At 67.2% G+C, this 20,658-nt stretch carries 21 protein-coding genes and 1 tRNA gene; 7 read left to right on the forward strand and 15 right to left on the reverse strand.

What is annotated here, in order from left to right; translation table 11 throughout:
- Nucleotides 1–248: 248 nt before the first annotated feature.
- From LDO13_RS10990 to LDO13_RS11005, 4 genes are all read right to left on the reverse strand, one after another.
- Nucleotides 249–324: transfer RNA gene (locus tag LDO13_RS10990), tRNA-Val, on the reverse strand.
- 99 nt (nt 325–423) lie between these two features.
- Entirely contained in the window at nt 424–1,344 is a 921-nt protein-coding gene (locus tag LDO13_RS10995; RefSeq protein WP_224046790.1) for an NAD-dependent protein deacetylase, read from the reverse strand.
- A 4-nt stretch (nt 1,345–1,348) separates the two neighbouring features.
- Nucleotides 1,349–1,840, reverse strand: a complete 492-nt coding sequence (locus tag LDO13_RS11000; RefSeq protein WP_224049760.1) for a peroxiredoxin — start codon at nt 1,838–1,840, stop codon at nt 1,349–1,351.
- Nucleotides 1,841–1,863: 23 nt separating this feature from the next.
- Complete coding sequence (locus LDO13_RS11005) at nt 1,864–2,283, reverse strand: DUF3052 domain-containing protein (protein ID WP_224046791.1); 420 nt, start codon at nt 2,281–2,283, stop codon at nt 1,864–1,866.
- 397 nt (nt 2,284–2,680) lie between these two features.
- On the opposite strand from LDO13_RS11005, the gene aceE reads away from it, so the two are divergent.
- The 6 genes from aceE to fabF all read left to right on the forward strand — a co-directional run bounded on the left by aceE (nt 2,681) and on the right by fabF (nt 10,797).
- Nucleotides 2,681–5,461 (forward strand): pyruvate dehydrogenase (acetyl-transferring), homodimeric type, encoded by a 2,781-nt coding sequence (gene aceE, locus LDO13_RS11010; protein ID WP_224046792.1) that lies wholly within the window; start codon nt 2,681–2,683, stop codon nt 5,459–5,461.
- 227 nt (nt 5,462–5,688) lie between these two features.
- Nucleotides 5,689–6,933, forward strand: a complete 1,245-nt coding sequence (locus LDO13_RS11015) for a helix-turn-helix domain-containing protein (RefSeq protein WP_224046793.1) — start codon at nt 5,689–5,691, stop codon at nt 6,931–6,933.
- 87 nt (nt 6,934–7,020) lie between these two features.
- Nucleotides 7,021–7,950 (forward strand): ACP S-malonyltransferase, encoded by a 930-nt coding sequence (locus LDO13_RS11020; protein ID WP_224046794.1) that lies wholly within the window; start codon nt 7,021–7,023, stop codon nt 7,948–7,950.
- Entirely contained in the window at nt 7,947–9,008 is a 1,062-nt protein-coding gene (locus LDO13_RS11025; RefSeq protein ID WP_224046795.1) for a beta-ketoacyl-ACP synthase III, read from the forward strand. The genes LDO13_RS11020 and LDO13_RS11025 overlap by 4 nt, the downstream gene beginning before the upstream one ends.
- 151 nt (nt 9,009–9,159) lie before the next feature.
- Entirely contained in the window at nt 9,160–9,405 is a 246-nt protein-coding gene (locus LDO13_RS11030) for an acyl carrier protein (protein ID WP_018773434.1), read from the forward strand.
- 156 nt (nt 9,406–9,561) lie between these two features.
- On the forward strand, nt 9,562–10,797 hold the full coding sequence (gene fabF / locus LDO13_RS11035) for a beta-ketoacyl-ACP synthase II (RefSeq protein ID WP_224046796.1): 1,236 nt from the start codon (nt 9,562–9,564) through the stop codon (nt 10,795–10,797).
- Nucleotides 10,798–10,878: 81 nt separating this feature from the next.
- Here the strand turns inward: fabF and LDO13_RS11040 are convergent, their stop codons facing one another.
- The 6 genes from LDO13_RS11040 to LDO13_RS11065 form a co-directional block, all read right to left on the reverse strand.
- Entirely contained in the window at nt 10,879–11,451 is a 573-nt protein-coding gene (locus tag LDO13_RS11040) for a dihydrofolate reductase family protein (protein ID WP_224046797.1), read from the reverse strand.
- A 161-nt stretch (nt 11,452–11,612) separates the two neighbouring features.
- Entirely contained in the window at nt 11,613–12,116 is a 504-nt protein-coding gene (locus tag LDO13_RS11045) for a DUF3145 domain-containing protein (protein WP_224046798.1), read from the reverse strand.
- 339 nt (nt 12,117–12,455) lie between these two features.
- Nucleotides 12,456–13,382, reverse strand: a complete 927-nt coding sequence (locus LDO13_RS11050; RefSeq protein ID WP_224046799.1) for a tyrosine recombinase XerC — start codon at nt 13,380–13,382, stop codon at nt 12,456–12,458.
- Between the two features lie 160 nt (nt 13,383–13,542).
- Entirely contained in the window at nt 13,543–14,733 is a 1,191-nt protein-coding gene (dprA, locus tag LDO13_RS11055) for a DNA-processing protein DprA (RefSeq protein ID WP_224046800.1), read from the reverse strand.
- A gap of 89 nt (nt 14,734–14,822) precedes the next feature.
- The gene (locus LDO13_RS11060) at nt 14,823–16,370 is read right to left on the reverse strand and encodes a YifB family Mg chelatase-like AAA ATPase (RefSeq protein WP_224046801.1); all 1,548 of its coding nucleotides are present in this window, start codon (nt 16,368–16,370) and stop codon (nt 14,823–14,825) included.
- Nucleotides 16,371–16,727 (reverse strand): YraN family protein, encoded by a 357-nt coding sequence (locus LDO13_RS11065; RefSeq protein WP_224046802.1) that lies wholly within the window; start codon nt 16,725–16,727, stop codon nt 16,371–16,373.
- Between the two features lie 175 nt (nt 16,728–16,902).
- On the opposite strand from LDO13_RS11065, the gene LDO13_RS11070 reads away from it, so the two are divergent.
- Nucleotides 16,903–17,325 carry an HAD domain-containing protein gene (locus LDO13_RS11070; RefSeq protein ID WP_224046803.1) on the forward strand — a complete coding sequence of 141 codons (423 nt, stop codon included), beginning with the start codon at nt 16,903–16,905 and terminating at the stop codon, nt 17,323–17,325.
- A gap of 44 nt (nt 17,326–17,369) precedes the next feature.
- On the opposite strand, the gene LDO13_RS11075 is transcribed toward LDO13_RS11070, so the two are convergent.
- From LDO13_RS11075 to rplS, 5 genes are all read right to left on the reverse strand, one after another.
- Entirely contained in the window at nt 17,370–17,696 is a 327-nt protein-coding gene (locus LDO13_RS11075; protein WP_018773443.1) for a DUF2469 domain-containing protein, read from the reverse strand.
- A gap of 96 nt (nt 17,697–17,792) precedes the next feature.
- Entirely contained in the window at nt 17,793–18,464 is a 672-nt protein-coding gene (locus tag LDO13_RS11080; RefSeq protein ID WP_224046804.1) for a ribonuclease HII, read from the reverse strand.
- Between the two features lie 12 nt (nt 18,465–18,476).
- Entirely contained in the window at nt 18,477–19,445 is a 969-nt protein-coding gene (gene lepB / locus LDO13_RS11085; protein ID WP_224046805.1) for a signal peptidase I, read from the reverse strand.
- Nucleotides 19,446–20,126, reverse strand: a complete 681-nt coding sequence (lepB, locus tag LDO13_RS11090) for a signal peptidase I (RefSeq protein WP_224046806.1) — start codon at nt 20,124–20,126, stop codon at nt 19,446–19,448.
- 117 nt (nt 20,127–20,243) lie between these two features.
- Complete coding sequence (gene rplS / locus LDO13_RS11095) at nt 20,244–20,603, reverse strand: 50S ribosomal protein L19 (protein ID WP_224046807.1); 360 nt, start codon at nt 20,601–20,603, stop codon at nt 20,244–20,246.
- Nucleotides 20,604–20,658 lie beyond the last annotated feature (55 nt).

Below are 20,658 nucleotides of genomic sequence, written 5' to 3' on the forward strand. Positions count from 1 at the left end.
GCCGCCTTGGTCCCTTGCGGATTCGTGCTTCCAGAAACCCGATGATTTCCGTCATGGGCTCATGCCCCCGGCAGACCGGTCCCAGGGAGGTTTCAGGGAGCATCAGCTCCAGCGGGCCATGGGCGCGACTGCAACTTTACGGACGATCACGGAACTCAGCGGAAGAACTCTGCGGAACTCGACACGCCCGGAGTCACGCAAAAGCCCCGCCGTTCCGGGAATTTCCGGAACAACGGGGCTGCGTAACTTGGTGGGTCCTACCGGGATCGAACCGATGACATCCACGGTGTAAACGTGGCGCTCTACCAGCTGAGCTAAAGACCCTAACCTCTGTTTTCACGCTTCCGCGCTTCAACCAACGAACAGCTACTGTACCGGATGTCCCCGTAGGAACGCCAATCGGACCGGGGCGCCCGGTCCGGTTTAGAGCGGGGGCAGCTCGGCGGCGAGCCAGGTGAGCGCTTCGCTGACGCCGGCGTCGAGCTTGATGGTGGCCAGCCCGTCCCCGCGGGTCTGGCCCCGGTTGATGATGACCACGGGCTTTCCGTGTTTGGCAGCGTGCCGGGCAAACCGCAGGCCGCTCATGACCGTCAGCGAGGAGCCCGCAACCAGGAGGGCGCCTGCCTCGTCCACCATGGCGTAGGAGCGTTCCACCCGGTCCTTGGGGACGTTTTCGCCGAAGTAGACGAAATCGGGCTTGAGCGTTCCGCCGCAGGCCGGGCAGTGGGCCACGACAAAACTCTCGATGAGCGCGGCGTCCTCGACAGTGGCATCGGCGTCGGGAGCCATTTCAACTACGCCGGCGGCAAGGGCGCGTTCCAGGAATCCCGGGTTGAGTTCCTCCAGCACGCCTGCCAGCAGCGTCCGGCTGTAGCGGCGGTGGCAGGAGAGGCAGACCACCTGGTCGAATCGGCCGTGCAGGTCCACCACGTTGACGCTGCCGGCGTCCTCGTGCAGCCGGTCCACGTTCTGGGTGATGAGGCCGGTGAGCAGCCCGCGGCGCTCCAGCGCGGCGGCGGCGGCGTGGCCGTCATTGGGGTCGGCCCGGCGAAGGTGTGACCAGCCGATGTGGTTGCGGGCCCAGTAGCGGCGCCGGTTGTCCGCCGCGCCGATGAATTCCTGGTACGTCATGGGCGCGCGGGGGGCGGCACCCGGTCCGCGGTAGTCCGGAATTCCGGAATCAGTGCTGAGGCCGGCCCCGGTAAGCAGCGCGAAGCGCTCTCCCGCGAGAATGCCGTGGATGTCCTGCAGGACCTCCAGTTCGTCGCGCGCAGGTTGCCCGGCGGTGACCGGGGGCAGGCTGGCGAACCCAGTCATGCCGATCCCGGGCCGCCGCGTCTTCACCGCGTCAGTTCCCGCCGAGCCCCGCCAGAGCGGCCCGGTACTCGGAGAGCTCCCGGGCCTGGCCGCGGGGATTCACCACGACATAGCGCACGGTTCCGCCGGCGTCGATGATGAAGGTTCCGCGCCTCGCCATCCCGCTTCCGGCGTCGAACACTCCGTAACGATCCGCGACGGCGCCATGCGGCCAGAAGTCCGCCAGCAGGTCGAAGGCATAGCCTTCCTTCTCCGCGTAGGCCCTCTGGGCGAACTTGCTGTCCACCGAGATCCCCAGCACGACGGCGTCGGCATCCTCGAACAGCGCCAGGTTGTCCCTGATTTCGCACAGCTCCCCCGTGCAGATGCCGGAGAAGGCGAACGGGTAGAAGACGAGGACCACGTTCCGGCCCCGGAGTTCCGAGAGCCTCACGGGTTCGCCGAACTGGTTCAGCAGTTCAAAGTCGGGAGCGGCCTCGCCGACGGCGGGCACGGCCTGAGCCTCAAGCGACTGCTCCCCGATGACGCCAACGGCTCCCGCTTGGGTCACTTGTTCTTCCGCGTGACCAGACGGGTGGCGCTCCAGTCCTTGGAGACACCCGCGGAGGTGGTGTAGTGCAGGCCGGCGGTGGGCGCAGCGTCCTGGATATCGGCCGGCGAAACGTAGCCGACCCGGCCGGACTTCGGGGTCAGGACCCACACGACGCCGCCCTCGGTCAGGGTGGTCCGCGAGCCGACCAGGGTGTCGACGAGGTCGCCGTCGTCGGACCGCCACCAAAGAATCACGGCGTCGACGACTTCGTGATCGTCCTCATCGAAGAGTTCCGAGCCGGTGAGATCTTCGATGTCGTCGCGCAGATCGAAGTCGACGTCATCGTCATAACCGAATTCCTGGATCAGGTCTCCGGTTTTGAAACCCAGTTTTTCCGCCACATTTACCGAAGTGGCGGCGTCGGCCTCGCTCACGTGTTGCTCCTATGCTTGGTGTTTTCAACAGCTCTAGTGATTTCCATTACTCCAAGCCAACACCCTTTGCGCCTGCGCTTCAAGCTGTTGGCCCCGCGATCCGCCATATTCTGCGTCACATACGGCGATCCGAGCACCGCCAGGCGGCACATCGTCACACAACCAGTATGCCGGTCAAATACGACGGGACCCCCACACGACAGCTACGCATCCCCGAGCTGTCAGAGCTAGAGTGGCTGATGACGACTACGCCCGCGAGGGCGAACGCCCCGCCGACGCAGGCGGGAATAGTTGTGATTGGACCTTGCCCGGCGCACATGACCGGGCAGTTGTAACCGATATGTCGCACACGTCGCGTTCACGCCAGGCAGTTACCCTGCCGGAGCTGAGGGTGCCGATGAATGCGCTCAAAGAGAGGTTGGACGTGGCTGCAGGAGAAGAGACCTCCCATATCCTCAGCGGGTTGACTAACCAGCTGCCTGATCGTGATCCGGAAGAGACCGCCGAATGGCTGGAGTCCCTGGATACCCTGATTCAGGAACAGGGCACCGAGCGTGCCCAGTACATAATGCGCAGCCTGCTCCAGCGGGCCGGCGCGCAGAGCGTGGGTGTGCCGATGGTCACCACCACGGACTACGTCAACACGATCCCGGTGGACCAGGAAGCTGAATTCCCTGGCGACGAGGAGATCGAGCGGAAGTACCGGGCGTGGCTGCGCTGGAACGCCGCGGTTATGGTGCACCGGGCGCAGCGGGCGGACATCGGCGTCGGCGGGCACATCTCCACCTACGCCGGGGCAGCGACCCTGTATGAGGTCGGGTTCAACCACTTCTTCCGCGGCAAGGACCACCCCGGCGGCGGCGACCAGGTCTTCTTCCAGGGCCATGCCTCCCCCGGCATGTACGCCCGCGCGTTTATGGAAGGCCGCCTGACCGAGGAGGACCTGGACGGGTTCCGGCAGGAGAAGTCCAAGGAAGGCCACGCCCTCTCCTCGTACCCGCACCCGCGCCTCATGCCCGAGTTCTGGGAGTTCCCCACGGTCTCGATGGGCATCGGCCCGATGAACGCCATCTACCAGGCCCAGTCCAACCGGTACCTGGCCAACCGCGGCATCAAGGACACCTCGGACCAGCAGGTCTGGGCGTTCCTGGGCGACGGCGAAATGGACGAGCCCGAGTCCCGCGGCCTGCTGCAGCTCGCCGCGAACGACAAGCTGGACAACCTCAACTTCGTGATCAACTGCAACCTCCAGCGCCTTGACGGGCCGGTCCGGGGCAACGGCAAGATCATGCAGGAACTGGAGGCGTTCTTCCGCGGCGCAGGCTGGAACGTCATCAAGGTCGTCTGGGGCCGGGAATGGGATGACCTCCTGGCCAAGGACGAGGACGGTTCGCTCGTGAAGATCATGAACGAAACGGTCGACGGCGACTACCAGACCTACAAGGCCGAGTCCGGCGCGTTCGTCCGCGAGCACTTCTTCGGACAGACCCCGCAGACCAAGGAAATGGTCCAGGACCTCACCGACGACCAGATCTGGAACCTCAAGCGCGGCGGCCACGACTACAACAAGGTCTACGCCGCATACAAGGCCGCGACCGAGTTCAAGGGCAAACCGACGGTCATCCTGGCGCACACCGTCAAGGGCTACGGCCTGGGCACCCACTTCGAGGGCCGCAACGCGACCCACCAGATGAAGAAACTCACGCTCGCGGACCTCAAGGCCTTCCGCGACCACCTCCGCATCCCGATCGCGGACGAGCAGCTGGAAGCCGACCTGTACCGGCCCCCGTACTACCACCCCGGCATGGACTCCCCCGAGATCCAGTACCTGATGGAGCGCCGCCGCGCCCTCGGCGGCTTCGTCCCCGAACGCCGCTCCAAGCACACCGACGTCACCCTCCCGGATGACAAGGTCTACGAGGTAGCCAACCGCGGCTCCGGCAAGCAGCTGGCCGCAACCACCATGGCCTTCGTGCGGCTCCTCAAGGACCTCATGCGGGACAAGGAGTTCGGCAACAGGATCGTCCCGATCATCCCCGACGAGGCCCGCACGTTCGGCATGGACGCTTTCTTCCCGACTGCGAAGATCTACAACCCGAACGGCCAGAACTACCTGTCCGTTGACCGCGAACTCGTCCTGGCGTACAAGGAGTCCATCTCCGGCCAGATCGTGCACGCCGGCATCAACGAGGCCGGTTCGGTGGCGGCCTTCACCGCCGCCGGCACGTCCTACGCCACGCACGGCGAACCGCTGATCCCGATCTACGTCTTCTACTCGATGTTCGGCTTCCAGCGCACCGGTGACTCCTTCTGGGCAGCAGCGGACCAGATGACCCGCGGGTTCATCATCGGCGCCACGGCCGGCCGCACCACCCTGACCGGTGAAGGCCTGCAGCACGCCGACGGCCACTCCCCGATCCTGGCAGCGACCAACCCCGCAGTGGTCACCTACGACCCCGCCTACGGCTATGAGATCGGCGTCATCATGCGCGACGGCCTCAACCGCATGTACGGTCCGGGGCCGGCGGACAACGACCCGTCGCGGAACGTGATGTACTACATCACGGTCTACAACGAGCCAATCTCCCAGCCCGCAGCACCGGCGGAAATCGACGTCGAGGGCATCATCAAGGGCATCTACCTGCTGGCACCGGCCAAGATTGACGGCCCGCGCACGCAGATCCTTGCCTCCGGCGTCTCCGTCCCCTGGGCCCTCGAGGCCCAGCGGGTCCTCGCCGAGGACTGGGGCGTTTCCGCCGATGTCTGGTCCGTGACGTCCTGGAGCGAACTGCGCCGCGACGCCATGGCCGCAGAGGAAGAAGCCTTCCTGAACCCGGGCCAGCCCGCCCGCGTCCCGTTCGTGACCGAACAGCTCGCCGGCGCGACCGGTCCCATCGTGGCGGTCACCGACTACATGAAGGCCGTGCCGGACCAGATCCGCCAGTTCCTCCCGAACGAGTTCGCCTCGCTCGGAGCCGACGGCTTCGGCTTCTCGGACACCCGCGCCGCTGCGCGCCGCTTCTTCAAGAACGACATCCACTCCGTGGTTGTCCGTTCACTGCAGATGCTGGCACGCCGTGGCGAGGTGGACGCCCAGGCTCCGGCCCAGGCCATCGAGAAATACCGCCTGCACAACGTCAACGCCGGCACCACCGGCAACGCGGGCGGCGACTCCTAGAGCCAGTCCAAGAGCGTGCGACGGCGGTCCCCACCGGAAGGCGGGGCCGCCGTCGTCGTTTAATCCCGGCGCCTAATCCCGGCGCCGCACCGTGCGGTTCGCCTGTCCGGGTGCGGCGGGGGCATTCATTCCCGCTGGCACGGTATCCGGCACTGTGATCCAGAACAAGGCTCCTTGTAGCCTTTGCACAAATGGAGCTTGGGCGGCGCGCACCGTATGCTCGATGCATGGCCGAGCCGATCACCACTCCCGCAAAACGCAAGCCCTCCTCACGGGCCATGCCCCCGGAGAAGGTCGAGACCCTCAAAAAGCTTCGGGCGAGCGTCGGCCAGCTCTCTACGACGACACTGCGCCAGCTCGAGAAATCCCTGCCGTGGTACAGCCGGCTGAACTCCGACGAACGCTCGGCCCTGGGAATGGTGGCCCAGAACGGAATCGCCGCCTTCGTCACCTGGTACGAGCGGCCCAGCTCCCCGTCCTGGATCCTGTCCGACGTTTTCGGCACCGCGCCCACCGAACTCACCCGCTCCATCAGCCTGCAGAAGGCCCTGCAGCTGATCCGGATCGTCGTTGAGGTGGTCGAGGACCAGGTGCCCGTGATTGCCCCCGAGGCGGACCAGGGCGCACTGCGCGAAGCGGTGCTGCGGTACTCCCGCGAGGTGGCCTTCGCCGCCGCCGATGTCTACGCCCGCGCCGCCGAATCCCGCGGATCGTGGGACACCCGACTGGAGGCCCTCATTGTGGACGCCATCCTGCGCGGCGAAAACACCGATGCCCTGCGGTCCCGGATTGCCGCCCTGGGGTGGAAGGCACAGGAGCGCTTCACCGTAATGGTGGGCAATTCCCCGTCCGAGCCGAGCGCCAGCTACGTCAGCGAACTGCGCCGCACGGCCGGGCGCTTCGCCGAAGATGCCCTCGTCGGGATCCAGGGCGACCGGCTCATCCTGATCCTTGGCGGGGTCCATGACCGCGAGACCGCGTACCTGAAACTCGCCGAACTCTTCGCCCCGGGCCCGGTGGTCTACGGCGCGGAAGCGGGCTCCCTGCTGGAGGCCAGCGGCTCGGCACAGTCCGCGTTCGCGGGCCTGACCGCCGCCCGTGCATGGCCCGCCGCGCCGCGCCCGGTGGCGGCCGACGACCTCCTGCCGGAGCGGGTGATCTCCGGGGACGACGCAGCCCGGCGCTCCCTGGTCAAGAACATCTACCGGCCCCTGCTCGCGGCGTCCAACGGCCTGGTGGAGACCCTCGGCACCTACCTCGAGCTGGGCCATTCGCTGGAGGCCACGGCCCGCGAACTCTTCGTCCACGCCAACACCGTCCGCTACCGGCTCAAGCGCGTCTGCGACGTCACGGGCTGGGATCCGCTGTTGCCGCGGGAGGCTTTTGTGCTCCAGACGGCCCTCGTCGTGGGCCGGCTCTCGGCCCCTCCAAAGCCCGCGACCGAACGGCAGCCGTCGCGTAACAACGCCTGAGGAGTTGTAGACTTCCTACAAAGTGACCCGATGAGCTTGGTGCATGAATGCACCGATAATCACGCCGTAGTTTGGAAAGCTGGATACGTGCTTGCAATCGTCTGCCCTGGACAGGGCTCCCAGACCCCTGGTTTTCTGGCCCCCTGGCTGGAACTGCCTCCCGTCGCAGGCCATCTGGCCTCCCTCAGCGAAATCGCAGGTATCGATCTCACCGCCCACGGCACCACCTCGGATGAAGAGACCATCAAGGACACTGCCGTTGCGCAGCCCCTGATCGTCGCCGCCGGGCTGGTGGCCGCGAAGTCCCTGTTCGACGTCGAACTCGGCACCTTGCCGGTGATCCTCGCCGGCCACTCCGTCGGCGAAATCACGGCCTCCGCCCTGGCCGGCGTGCTGACTGAAACCGAAGCCATGACGTTCGTCCGCGAACGCGCCAACGGCATGGCAGCCGCGGCTGCTGCCACCCCCACCGGCATGAGCGCCGTGGTGGGCGGTGACCCGGCCGAGGTTCTGGCCGCTATCGAGGCCTGCGGCGCCACGGCAGCCAACGTCAACGGCGCCGGCCAGACCGTCGCGGCCGGAACGCTGGACCAGCTCAAAGCCCTCGCCGAGAACCCGCCGGCCAAGGCCCGGGTCATCCCGCTGAAGGTTGCCGGCGCGTTCCACACCTCGCACATGTCCCCCGCGGTCGCCGCGCTGCGGTCCCTCCGGCCTACGCTGCACCCGCGGAACCCGCAGGTTCCCCTGCTCTCCAACTTCGACGGCGCCGAGGTCACCGACGGTGACGCCGCCGTCGAGAGCCTGATCGCCCAGGTTTCCCGCCCGGTCCGCTGGGACCTTTGCATGGAAACGCTCGTGAAGCGCGGCGTGACCGGCGTGATTGAACTGGCCCCCGCCGGAACCCTGGCCGGGCTCGCCAAGCGCGGCATGCCGGGTGTAAAGACCGTCACCGTCAAGACCCCGGACGATATGTCCGCTGCCCTGGCCCTATTCGCAGAACTGGAAGGACAGGCATGAGCGTTCCCACGTTGAAGCAGGCGCCCCTGCGGGAGAACACCCGCATCATGGGAGTCGGCGCGTACCGGCCCGGCGTGATCGTCACCAACGATGACGTCTGCCAGTGGATCGACTCCTCCGACGAGTGGATCCGCCAGCGCACCGGCATCATCACCCGGCACCGCGCCCCGGCCAACATCAGCGTGATCGACATGGCCGAGGGCGCCGCCCGCGAGGCCCTGCAGAAGGCCGGCATCGAGGCGTCCCAGCTTGGCGCCGTCATCGTCTCCACCGTGACGCACCCCTACGCGACGCCGTCCGCCGCTGCAAGCCTCGCCGACCGCCTCGGCGCGACGCCCGCCCCGGCCTTCGACATCTCCGCCGCCTGCGCCGGCTACTGCTACGGCATTGCCCAGGCCGACGCGCTGGTCCGTTCCGGCACGGCCGACTACGTCCTCGTGGTCGGCGCCGAGAAGCTCTCCGACGTCATCGACAACACCGAGCGCACCATCTCCTTCCTGCTCGGCGACGGCGCGGGAGCCGTTGTGATCGGCCCCTCCGACACCCCGGGCATCGGCCCGTCGGTATGGGGTTCGGACGGCAGCAAGTGGGACGCGATCGGCATGACCCACTCCATGCTGGACCTCCGCGAGCTCGCCTCGGCGGGCAAGCAGGGCGGCGCCCTGAGCGCCGAGGAAGCCGCCGTCACCGACGCGGCTGTCTGGCCGACGCTCCGCCAGGACGGCCAGACGGTCTTCCGCTGGGCGGTCTGGGAGATGGCCAAGGTGGCCCAGCAGGCGCTGGACGCCGCCGGCATCACCGCCGACGATCTCGCGGCCTTCATCCCGCACCAGGCGAACATGCGGATCATCGACGAGATGGCCAAGAAGCTCAAACTCCCGGAGAACGTCATCATCGCGCGGGACATCGCCGACGCCGGCAACACCTCCGCCGCCTCCATCCCCCTGGCCACCCACCGCCTGCTGCAGGAAAACCCGCAGCTCAGCGGCGGGCTTGCACTGCAGATCGGCTTCGGTGCCGGGCTGGTGTTCGGTGCCCAAGTGATCGTGCTTCCTTAGGCGTTCTTGTTTTTCCTGTCATTCCCCCGTTTTCCCCGTTTTTCCCCGTCTTCAAATCACACAGCAAACCGAACCCTCGGTTTGAATCACTACCGCCCGAGGATGCCGGCATACCGGCAGCCCACGGCGACAACAAGAAAAGGAGCCACCAATGGCTAGCAACGAAGAGATCCTGGCCGGCCTGGCTGAAATCGTCAACGAAGAAACCGGCCTGGCCACCGAGGCTGTCGAAATGGACAAGTCCTTCACCGAGGACCTGGACATCGACTCCATCTCGATGATGACGATCGTCGTCAACGCTGAAGAGAAGTTCGGCGTGCGCATCCCGGACGAAGAGGTCAAGAACCTCAAGACCGTCGGCGACGCCGTCAGCTTCATCGCGAACGCACAGGCCTAATTTCGGCCCCGGCCGGTCCGGGGGCGCCACGGCACCCCTGGACCGCGCCATTTGCAGCACCATTCCACTGCACCACCCCAGAGTTTTTCAAACGCAGGCCCCGGCAACCCTCCCCAGGTTCCGGATACGGCAGGCGCACCGACAGAGAGTGATCCCATGGCACGCAAAGTAGTCATTACCGGTCTGGGTGCCACCACGCCCATCGGCGGCGATGTCCCCACGATGTGGAAGAACGCGCTGAAGGGCGTCTCCGGCGCGCACACGCTCGAGGACGACTGGGTGGCCAAGTACGAACTGCCGGTCCACTTCGCCGCCCGCGCGACCACCCCCGCGACCGAGGTCCTGAGCCGGGTCGAGGCCAAGCGCATGGACCCCTCCACGCAGTTTGCCGTGGTCGCCTCCCGCGAGGCGTGGGCCGACGCCGGCATCACCGAAATCGACCACGACCGGCTGGCCGTGGCCTTTGCCACCGGCATCGGCGGCGTCTGGACGCTCCTGGACGCCTGGGACACCCTGCGCGAAAAGGGCCCGCGCCGCGTCCTGCCGATGACCGTGCCCATGCTGATGCCCAACGGCCCGGCTGCGGCGGTAAGCCTCGACCTGGGCGCCCGCGCCGGCGCCCACACGCCCGTCTCCGCCTGCGCGTCCGGCACCGAAGCCGTTCACATGGGACTGGACCTGATCCGCTCCGGCAAGGCCGACGTCGTCGTCTGCGGCGGCGCCGAAGCCGCCATCCACCCGATGCCGATCGCCGCCTTCGCCTCCATGCAGGCGCTCTCGCGCCGCAACGACGACCCCGAGCACGCCTCCCGCCCCTACGACCGTGACCGCGACGGCTTCGTCATGGGCGAGGGCGCCGGTGCCCTGGTGCTCGAAGCCGAGGAACACGCCCTGGCCCGCGGCGCCCGGATCTACGCCGAACTGGCCGGCACCTCGGTCACCGCCGACGCGTACCACATCACGGCCCCGGACCCCGAGGGCCTCGGCGCCACGCGCGCGCTGAAGGCCGCCATGTTCGACGGCCGGATCCAGCCGGAGGACGTGGTGCACGTCAACGCGCACGCCACCTCCACCCCTGTCGGCGACAAGCCCGAGTACGCGGCCCTCAAGGCCGCCCTGGGCAAGCAACTGGACAGCGTCGCGGTCTCCGCCACCAAGTCGCAGATGGGGCACCTGCTGGGCGCCTCCGGTGCGGTGGAAGCCGTACTGACCGTGATGGCCATCTACGATCGCAAGGCGCCGGTGACCATCAACCTCGAGAACCAGGATCCGGAGATCCCGCTCGACGTCGTCACCTCCGCCCGCGACCTGCCGTCCGGCAGCATCTCGGCGCTGAGCAACTCCTTCGGCTTCGGCGGCCACAACGCCGTGATCGCGGTCCGCAGCATCTAGTTCCGGCTGCCCGCAGCACACCGAGTTGCCAGTTGGCGGCAATGCTCTTCGTGAACATTGCCGCCAACTGCCGTTTGGATCCTAGTTGAGGCGGTAGTCGTTGATGACGACGCCGGACCGGAAGCGTTCGCTGGCCATCAGCTCCGCGTGCCGGGGCGAGTAGCCGTGCCCGGCGAAAAGCGGGATCCCCGCACCAAACACCACCGGATTGACCTTGACGACCAGCCGGTCGATCTCCCCGGCCAGGGCCGAAGCCAGGTGTCCCCCGCCGCACAACCAGATGTCCGCACCGTCGGGTTCGGCCTTAAGTGCCCTGACGACGTCGGCGGGGTCCGCCCCGCTGCTGGTGATCCCTGCCGGGGCGGCCGTGCACGTACGGGAGAACACATACTGCCGCAGATGCGGGTAGGGGTTGTCGAGGCCCTGCGCCAGTCCCACGGCGTAGGTGTTCCAGCCCATCAAGACTGTGTCGAAGCGGGACAGTGGGGGCGTCAGTCCCAGCGCGGCGAGGGCCGGAGCCGGGAGGGCATCGGTGTAGTCCCGGAGAATCGTGTCCATGTGGTCCCCCGTGACGCGAAACGCATCAAAGGTGTGGTCCGGCGCCGCAATGTAGCCGTCCAGGCTCACGGCGACGTAGTAGACGAGCTCGCGCATCTTCTCTCCAATCATGGCTGTTCGAGCGGTGGGAAGAGCCTACGGCAGTTGGTGCGGCGCCCGCCAAACGGCAGATGGCGGCAATGTCCTTCGTGGACATTGCCGCCATCTGCCGTTTGGCGCAGCTATGGAGTGTGTTGTGCCGGGTCCTGTGCGGCGGCTTAGCCCACCTGGTGGAGCCAGCGCACGGGTGCACCTTCGGCGGCGTGCCGGAAGGGTTCGAGTTCCTCGTCCCATGCCTCACCGAGGGCCAGGGAGAGCTCATGGTAGACCGCGGACGGGTCACCGGCGCCGGACTCGTAGGCGTAGCGGATGCGGTCCTCGGAGACCATGATGTTGCCGTGCACGTCCGTGACGGCGTGGAAGATGCCGAGCTCCGGCGTGTGCGACCAGCGGCCGCCATCCACGCCCTGGCTGGGTTCTTCCGTGACTTCATAGCGCAGGTGCGCCCAGCCCCGGAGAGCGGACGCCAATTGAGCCCCCGTGCCCGGGTTTCCGGTCCACGACAGCTCGGCCCGGAACATTCCGGGCGCTGCTGGCTGGGCAGTCCACTCAAGGTCCGTCCGCTTGTCCACAACGGAACCTATGGCCCACTCAACGTGGGGGCACAGGGCAGTTGGAGCCGAGTGAACGAACAGGACACCGCGGGTTTGTGCAACAGACATTCCATCCTCCATAGCTATAGGTACGTCTTCCCCAACGACCTCTGCCTGGATGCCTGTCTGCTGCGTGGATCCGCGTGCGGGGCGGTTGCCCCTGCCAGACTATTCAGTTTCTTCAAAGCCACACTACTCAAAAATATGTCCGGACCTCAGGTGATGGAACGATGCTCAAGAGCTTCAAGCACCACTTGAAAGTTGCCGGGCGTGAGTCTTATTCTGCCGTACCCCGCCTAATTACGCCAGTGCAATTCGGCGCGTCGTTGTCGGCGAGTCGTATACCCGCCCCGGGCGGGTCCGGAGCGGCCGCGAAGAGGTTCGCGGTGCCGTGACGGGCGACGGCGATCAGGCGCGCGGATGCGCCTGCTGGTAGCTCTGCCGGAGCCGTTCAACGGAAACATGCGTATAGATCTGGGTGGTGGCCAGGCTGCTGTGGCCCAGGATTTCCTGGACCGCGCGGAGGTCCGCCCCGCCGTCGAGCAGGTGCGTGGCTGCGGTGTGCCGGAGCGCGTGCGGCCCGGTGGCGGCGGTGTCCCCCAGGGCTTCGAGCAAGTCGTGGACGACGCTGCGGACCTGCCGCTGGTCGACCCGTTTGCCGCGGGCGCCGAGGAACAATGCCGGTCCGGAGGCGTCCGCGGCGAGGGCGGGCCGGCCCCGGCGCAGCCAGTCGTCAACGGCGAGCGCCGCGGGGAGGCCGTACGGGACGGTGCGTTCCTTGTTGCCCTTGCCCAGCACCCGCAGGGTCCTGCGGTCGGGATCGAGATCGTCGACGTCGAGGCCGGCCAGTTCGCCGACCCGGATGCCGGTGGCGTACAGCAGTTCCACCATGGCCCGGTTCCGCAGGGGCATGGGTCCGCCTTCGGCGGCGGCGGTCTCCGTGCCCTCGACGAGACGAAGGACCTGTTGCTGATGCAACACCCCGGGCAGGGATTTTTCGCGCTTCGGTGCCTTCAGCCGGAGCGCGGGGTCGGCAGCGATCAGTTCCTCGCGGACGGCCCAGGCCGTGAAGGCCCTGGCGGTGGCGGAACGGCGGGCGAGCGTGGCGCGGGACATGCCGCCCTCACTCTGCGCGCCGAGCCAGCGCCGCAAGGTGCCCAGTTCGAGCCCGGGAAGGTCCTCCACCCCGTCGGAGGCCGCAAAATCCAGGAGGCTTCCGACGTCGGAGAGGTAGGCGCGCACAGTGTGCGCCGACCGGCCCCGTTCCGCTTCAAGATAGCGGCCGAAAGCCTGGGCGGCGCCAGCCAGTGGGGCCGGGATCTGCTGAGTGTGCACTCCCCAACTCTCGCAGGATTCACCCGGCGGTCAAGGAGCCCGACGGCGAGCCGCCGGTCCGGTCCGTGCCGGTGCGGTGACGGGTGCCGCCGCCGCACCATGCCAGGCCATGCCAGGCCAGGCTCCGCGGGGCGGCAGGCACCTGGAGCTCGGCCGCCAGTCAGCCTGCCCTGCCCGCCCGTTTCCAGCCGCCGGCGTGCGACTCGGCCAGGCCCAGCAGGCCGAGCCGGCCGAGTCCCGCCCTGACCGAGTCAGCGCTCAGTCCCGCCACGGCCGTGAGCTTTTCGACGGAACTGGTGGTCCGCAGCGGCAGGGCGTCGAGCAGGATGAGGTCCTCCAGGGTCAGTCCGTCGTGGACCGCCGCCGGGCCGGTCCGGACTTCGGGCAGCGATTCGCCGCTGGGCGCGGCGAGTTCCGCAATCTCCCCCGCGTCGGTGACGCAGACAGCCCCTCCCTCGCGGAGCAGCCGGTGGCAGCCCGCGGAGTTGGCGCTGTGAACCGACCCCGGCACCGCACCAACGGCCCTGCCCAGCGTTTCAGCATGGTGCGCGGTGTTCAGCGCGCCGGATCTCCAGCGGGCTTCCACGACGACTGTGACCGACGCGAGCGCGGCGATCAGCCTGTTGCGTTGCAGAAACCGATATCGCGTGGGCGCTGACCCCGGCGGAACTTCCGCCAGGACCGCGCCCTGATTTGCGACGTCGCGGAGCAGATCCTCGTTGCCGGAGGGGTAGAACCGGTCCACTCCCCCTGCCATCACTGCAATGGTGGGCATGCTCCCGGAGGAGCCCGCGGCGAGGGCAGCCCGGTGGGCGTGCGCATCGATCCCGTAGGCGCCGCCCGAGATGATCGTGAATCCCCGCTGCGCCAGCGAGTACGCGAGATCGCCTGTCACGGACGATCCATAGGAGGTACTGTCCCTGGAACCCACCAGCGCAATGGACGTGGCGGCCGGGGGCAGCTCCTGCTCGATGCCGCGCCACCAGAGGCAGATCGGTTCCTGCAGTCCCAGGTCGGCCAGTTGCCGCGGCCACAGTTCGTCCGATGGAATGATCAGGCGCCCCCCGAGGCGTTGCATCGTCGCGAGGTCACGGTCCGGCGCCAGATCCGGAACCCTCGGCGCCCAGCGCTTCCGGGCCGTCCCCAGGCCCGTCCAGCCGACGCCCGAGCTGTTCTCGTCCAGAAGCCCGAACAGCTCCTGTTCCAGATCCGCGCCACCGGCCAGCTGGCCGGTGGCGATCCTCAGAGCATCCTCGGCTCCGGCGATGCGGACGAGCGCGAGGCCCGCCGCGTCCTGTGGCTCGAACAGCCGGGACAGCGCTGCCCTGGCAGTCCGTTCGCTCTCTGTCATGGTGTTGTCCTTTCACAAGCCGGCGATGAGTAGTGGCGCAGCGTTCGCGGCGGCACCAGGGCCGCGGTCCCTGTTTGGCGAGGTGAGTATCAGGCCGCGACGGCGGCCTGCCGCAGATTGAGCGCGAGCCCGATATCGTCGGCCTCCGGGACGTCCCGCAGGGCCAGATCCGCCAGGGTCCATGACAAACGCAACACACGGTCGTAGCCGCGCGCCGTCAGTACCCCGCGTTCCAGGGCGTGGTCCAGGATCCGAGTGGTGGGGGCGCCGAGCCGCAGGGCACCCCGGAGCACGCGCCCCGGCACCTGGGCGTTGGTCTCCATGCCGAACGGCAGCAGCCGCTCCAGCTGGCGCTCCCGCGCGGCCCGGACACGGGCCGCAATGGTGGGGGAATCCTCCTCGGCCGAGGGCTGGCCAAAGTCGGCCAGCGACACCCGCTCAAGCTGCAGCTGGATATCCACCCTGTCGAGCAACGGTCCGGACATCCGCGCCAGATATCGCCGGCGCATCGTCGGGGTGCAGATGCAGTCGACCCCCTTGCCCGTGGCCTTGCCACAGGGGCACGGGTTGGCCGCAAGAACCAGCTGGAAGCGGGCAGGGTAGGCCGCTGTTCCTGCCGAGCGGTGAAGCACGAGCTCCCCGCTCTCCAGTGGCTGCCGGAGCGCATCCAGGACCCTGCGTTCGTATTCAGGCGCCTCATCGAGGAACAGCACACCGCGGTGGGCACGGGACGCCGCGCCGGGCCGAGGCAGCCCCGAGCCTCCTCCGATGATGGCCGCAGGCGTAGCCGTGTGGTGGGGGTTCTCATACGGTGGCCTGCGCACCAGATGGAGGGAGGCCGAGGTCAGCGCGCAAAGCGAATGAATGGCGGTCACCTCCATGGCCTCGGCGTCGCCCAGGTCCGGCAGGAGCCCCGGAAGGCGTTCAGCCAGCATCGTTTTTCCCGCGCCTGGAGGACCGGTGAGCAGCAGGTGGTGGGCGCCGGCAGCGGCGACTTCCAGCGCCCTCCGCGCGTCGCCCTGTCCGGACACATCGCGCATGTCCGGCGGCACGACCGAAAGGCCCCCGGCGCCGGCTTCCGGTGCACCATCTTCCGGTTCGGGTTCGAAATCGAGGGCCAGGTCCTGTGGGTCGGCTCCGAAATCAAACGCCAGACGGGCCAGGGTGGCGTAGCCCTGCACGCGGGCGCCGGGCACCAGCTGCGCCTCGGCGGCGTTCGCCTGCGCCACCACGATGTCGGCATATCCGGCCCGCACCGCCGCCATAACAGCGGGAAGGACCCCGCGGACCGGCCGGAGCCTGCCGTCGAGGCCCAGCTCCGCAATGAAGACCGTCCGCCCGGTGGACCGGACGTCGTTGGAGGCCAGCAGGGCGGCCATGGCGATGGCCAGGTCAAAGCCGGAGCCGCGTTTGGGCAGCGACGCCGGAATCAGGTTGGCGGTGATTTTCCGGCGGCTCAAGGGAATACCGGAGTTCTGGGCGGCCGAGCGGATCCGTTCTTTGGCCTCGTTGAGCGAGGCGTCGGGCAGCCCCAGGATGATGAATGCCGGCAGGGTCTGGCCGATGTCGGCCTCGACCTCCACGATGTAGCCATTCAGCCCGACCAGGGCCACCGAGTACGTCCGGCCGAGCGCCACCTACCCCACCCCCTTGAGGTGCTCCACGGCCGGCTCGCCGATGCCGTTGTCGAGCACGGCAACCACGTCGACGCGGCGCAGCGGCATCCGCAGTTCATGGTCGCGGCACCAGGCCGAAGCCAGCCGGTGCAGCCGGGCCAGTTTGTCCACGCCGACGGCCTCGAAGGGATGCCCGTAGGCGAGGGACTTGCGCGTCTTCACCTCGGCGATGACCAGCGCGTCGCCGTCGAGCGCCACAATATCGATTTCGCCCTCGGAGCACCGCCAGTTGCGGTCCACGATCCGCATGCCCTGGGCTTCCAGGTATCCGGCGGCGAGTTCCTCACCGCGCCGGCCCAGCACATCCTTTGCTTTCATGTCTCCAGAGTGGAGCGCCGCCAGGAACGGGGACAGGGCACACCCCGGCTATGTGGAAACCTGGCCAGCAGTGGCTACAGGGCCACACGCACGACGAGAAGAGAATCCGCAGCGTGTTCAGCACGGCGGACCGCATAATTAAGGCCGGACGAGAAGAACCGCAGGAAGAACGGAAATGAAAGTACTTTTCCTCGATATTGATGGAGTCGTCAACCGCGCGGGTACGAGACAGCGCTATCACGGCTTCATGGGGATCGACCCCGTCCTAGCGTTCAAGGTCCGCAAGATCATCCTCGATACCGATGCAGCCATTGTTCTTACGTCCACATGGCGGCACTTCCAGGACGGCCGCCAAGAAGTCGACCGACACGTCTACAAAACCTTTGACGTTACACCGACAGCAGACACAGGCTTTCGTGGCGAGGAGGTGAAGATGTGGCTGGACCAGCATCCGGAAGTGACGCGGTATGCCATTGTCGACGATGACACTGACTTCTATGCCGATCAGCCCTTGTTCAAAACGAACTGGCAAACGGGAATCACCGACGAGGTCGCGCAGCAGGTAACCGGGTTTCTTAACATCGGCGATAACCCATGAGCGGACATCTACCAACTGAAAAAACCCGAGCTAGGAAACCAGAATCAGTTCCCCAAGTCCTCCACCTTGGGCAGGGCGAGCTCCTCGCTGCGCGGGAGCTCCTCGACGTTGACGTCCTTGAAGGTGATCACGCGGACGCTCTTGACGAAGCGGGCGGAACGGTACACATCCCACACCCAGGCGTCCTGCAGCGTCAGGTCGAAGTAGACCTCGCCGTCGGCGCTGCGCGCCTGCAGGTCAACGTGGTTGGCCAGGTAGAAACGCCGTTCGGTCTCGACCACATAGCTGAACAGCCCGACGACGTCGCGGTATTCGCGGTAGAGCTGCAGCTCCATGTCGGTTTCATAGTTTTCAAGGTCCTCGGCACTCATGGTTCCATCTTGCACCATCCGGCGCCGCCCGCGCGCCACAGGCCCGTCCCGCGGCGCCCGGCCATGCTTGCGTGACACCCGTGGGCGGCTGCCGGGTCAGTCGGCGAGCAGCTGCCAGCTCACGCGGTGGTACGGGGTGGGTCCGGCGGCGCGCAGCGCGTCCTTGTGGATGGCGGTGCCGTAGCCCTTATTGACGTCCCAGCCGTAGGCCGGGTATTCGCTGTGCAGCGCGCACATCATGCCGTCGCGTTCCACCTTGGCCAGGATGGACGCCGCGGCGACGCTCAGGCACTGCATGTCCGCCTTGACCAGGGTGTGCACCGGCGCGTCGCAGCCGGGCTCCGCCGGGCCGTCGTCGAACAGGGAGGGCTGGGTTTCGGGTGAGAGCCAGTTGTGGCTGCCGTCCAGCAAGACAACGTCCGGGGTCACCCCGGCGGCCAGGACTGCGAGCCAGGCGCGGGTCCCGGCGAGCCGGAGCGCGGCGACGATGCCGACGTCGTCGATCTCCTTCGCGGAGGCATGCCCGACGGCGGAGGCCACGCTCCAGCTCCGGACCAGCGGCACCAGGCGTTCGCGTTCAGACACCTTGAGCAGCTTCGAGTCGCGCACGTCATCGAGCAGCGTCAGCTGGTGCAGGTCCACGACGGCGATTCCCACGCTGACCGGCCCGGCGAGGGCGCCACGGCCCACCTCGTCGACGCCGGCGAGGAGCCTGGCGCCGGAGCCGCGGAAGCGGCGCTCGTAGTCGAGGGTGGGGGCTTCAGACATGATGGCCAGCCACTATTTTCCGGCCGGGGCGGGCACGTCGCGGAAGACGCCGGGGTAGTTGTCCAGGGCGGTGATGCGGTTCAGCGGCCAGGCAATGACGGCGGCCTTGCCTTCGATGTCGGCGATGTTCACGAAACCGCCGTTACTGTCCGTGTGGGCGCGCGAATCGGCGGAGTGGTTCCGGTTGTCACCCATCACCCAGACCTTGCCTTCGGGGACCACGACGTCGAAATCGCGGACCTGGGGCACTTCGGTGGGGTTGATATAAGGCTCGTCCAGCGGCTTGCCGTTGACCATAAGCCGGCCGCCTGCGTCGCAACAGGCCACATGATCGCCCGGCAGTCCGACCACGCGTTTGACCAAGTGCTGCTCCGAATTGTCCGGCAGCAGGCCAATGAACGTCAGCCCGTCCTGCACCCAGGTGAACGGGCCGGTTTCCTTCTCCGCCGCGGGGACCAGCCAGCCCTGGGTGTCCTTGAACACAACGACGTCGCCGCGCTCCAGGGCGAACGGCTCCGGAACCAGGAGGTTCACGAAGATCCTGTCGTTCACGTCCAGGGTGTTCACCATGGATTCCGACGGGATGTAGAAGGCACGGAACAGGAACGTCTTGATCAGGAAGGACAGAACGACGGCGACGATTACAACTGTCGCTATTTCCTTCGCCCAGAGGAACATCGGGCTGTGGCCCTCACGGGCTTTGGCCCGGCGCGCACGCCTCGACGAGGCGCCCGCATGGGCGGGTCCGCCCGAGGCCGGATAATCCGGGGCCGGAACATTCCGGGCGGGATCAGAGTGGGCCGGATCAGAGTGGGCCGGGGCTCCCTGACCCGGAGCGTCCGAAAGGTCCGGAGCACCGGTGGCCGGGGAAGGACCCGCAGCGGCGTACGGCGCGTGCTCCGTGGCGGGGATCGGGGACGAAGTCACCCGGGGCTGGTCCTGCCCCCGCGGATCGGGAGTCCGGGGTCCGGTCTCGGGCATTTACTGTCCGTTCTTCGCTGTTGTCGTGGTGGCCTCGGTGGGCCGTGCTACTGCTGTAAATCTATCAAGCGGCCAGATGATCTGTACGGGCCTGCCGATCACCCTGTCCAGCGGCACCATGCCGCCGCCGGGGGCGCCCAGGAGGCTGCGGGAGTCGGCCGACTGTGAGCGGTGGTCCCCCATCAGCCAGAGCCTGCCTGGAGGAACGATCACGCTGAACTTCAGCTGGCTCGGGGCGTCGCCCTCGTAGAGATAGGGTTCCGCGACTTGCTGGCCGTTGACTGTGAGTTTGCCACCGGCATCACAGCAAACCACGTGGTCTCCGGCGAGTCCGATGACCCGTTTGATGTAGGTGCTGTCGCCGCCGGAAAGGCCGATCCAGTGTCCGACGTCCCCAAGAAAGTCCAGCACGGGGCCCCTGCCGCTGTTCAGCGGGGCGAAGGAGCCGCGCCCGTCGAAGACGACAATGTCGCCACGACCCACCGGCTCGGCCTGGAAGTCCGTCCGCGAGACGATGATCCTGTCGCCTTCCTGGAAGAGCGGCTCCATCGACGCGGACGGGATGTAGTAGACATCGAGCCACAGCGAGCGGACCAGTCCGCTGATGAGGACGGCCAGAACCACCGCCAGTAACACAAAACGCCAGCCGAGTTTCCTGGGCTGGCGTTTTGTGTGTTCCATGATCCGTATCCTCTAACGCTTTTCTAAAGTGAACAGCGCTGTTGCGGATGCTCCGGCGCTGGCCGGACACGGTCCATGGATCCGCGGTGGAAGACTGTGGCCGAAGCCGAAAGAGTCTTACTTCCCGGTCTGGAAGTCGCGCTTTTCCTTGATCTTCGCGGCCTTACCACGCAGGTCGCGCATGTAGTAAAGCTTGGCGCGGCGCACGTCACCCTTGGAGACGAGCTCGATCTTGTCGATGATCGGGGAGTGCACCGGGAAGGTACGCTCCACGCCAACGCCGAAGGAGACCTTGCGGATGGTGAAGGTTTCGCGCAGCCCGTCGCCGTGGCGGCCCAGGACGAAGCCCTGGAAGACCTGGACGCGGGAGTTCTTGCCTTCGATGATGTTCACGTGAACCTTGAGGGTGTCACCCGCGCGGAAGACGGGAACATCGGTGCGCAGCGAGGCTGCGTCTACGGAATCGAGGATATGCATTGATTCACTCCTGGTGAACGCCACAGGTCCTTCACGTTGGGTCACGGCGGCCAAG

This window comes from Arthrobacter sp. NicSoilB4 (assembly GCF_019977335.1).
Taxonomy (GTDB): domain Bacteria; phylum Actinomycetota; class Actinomycetes; order Actinomycetales; family Micrococcaceae; genus Arthrobacter.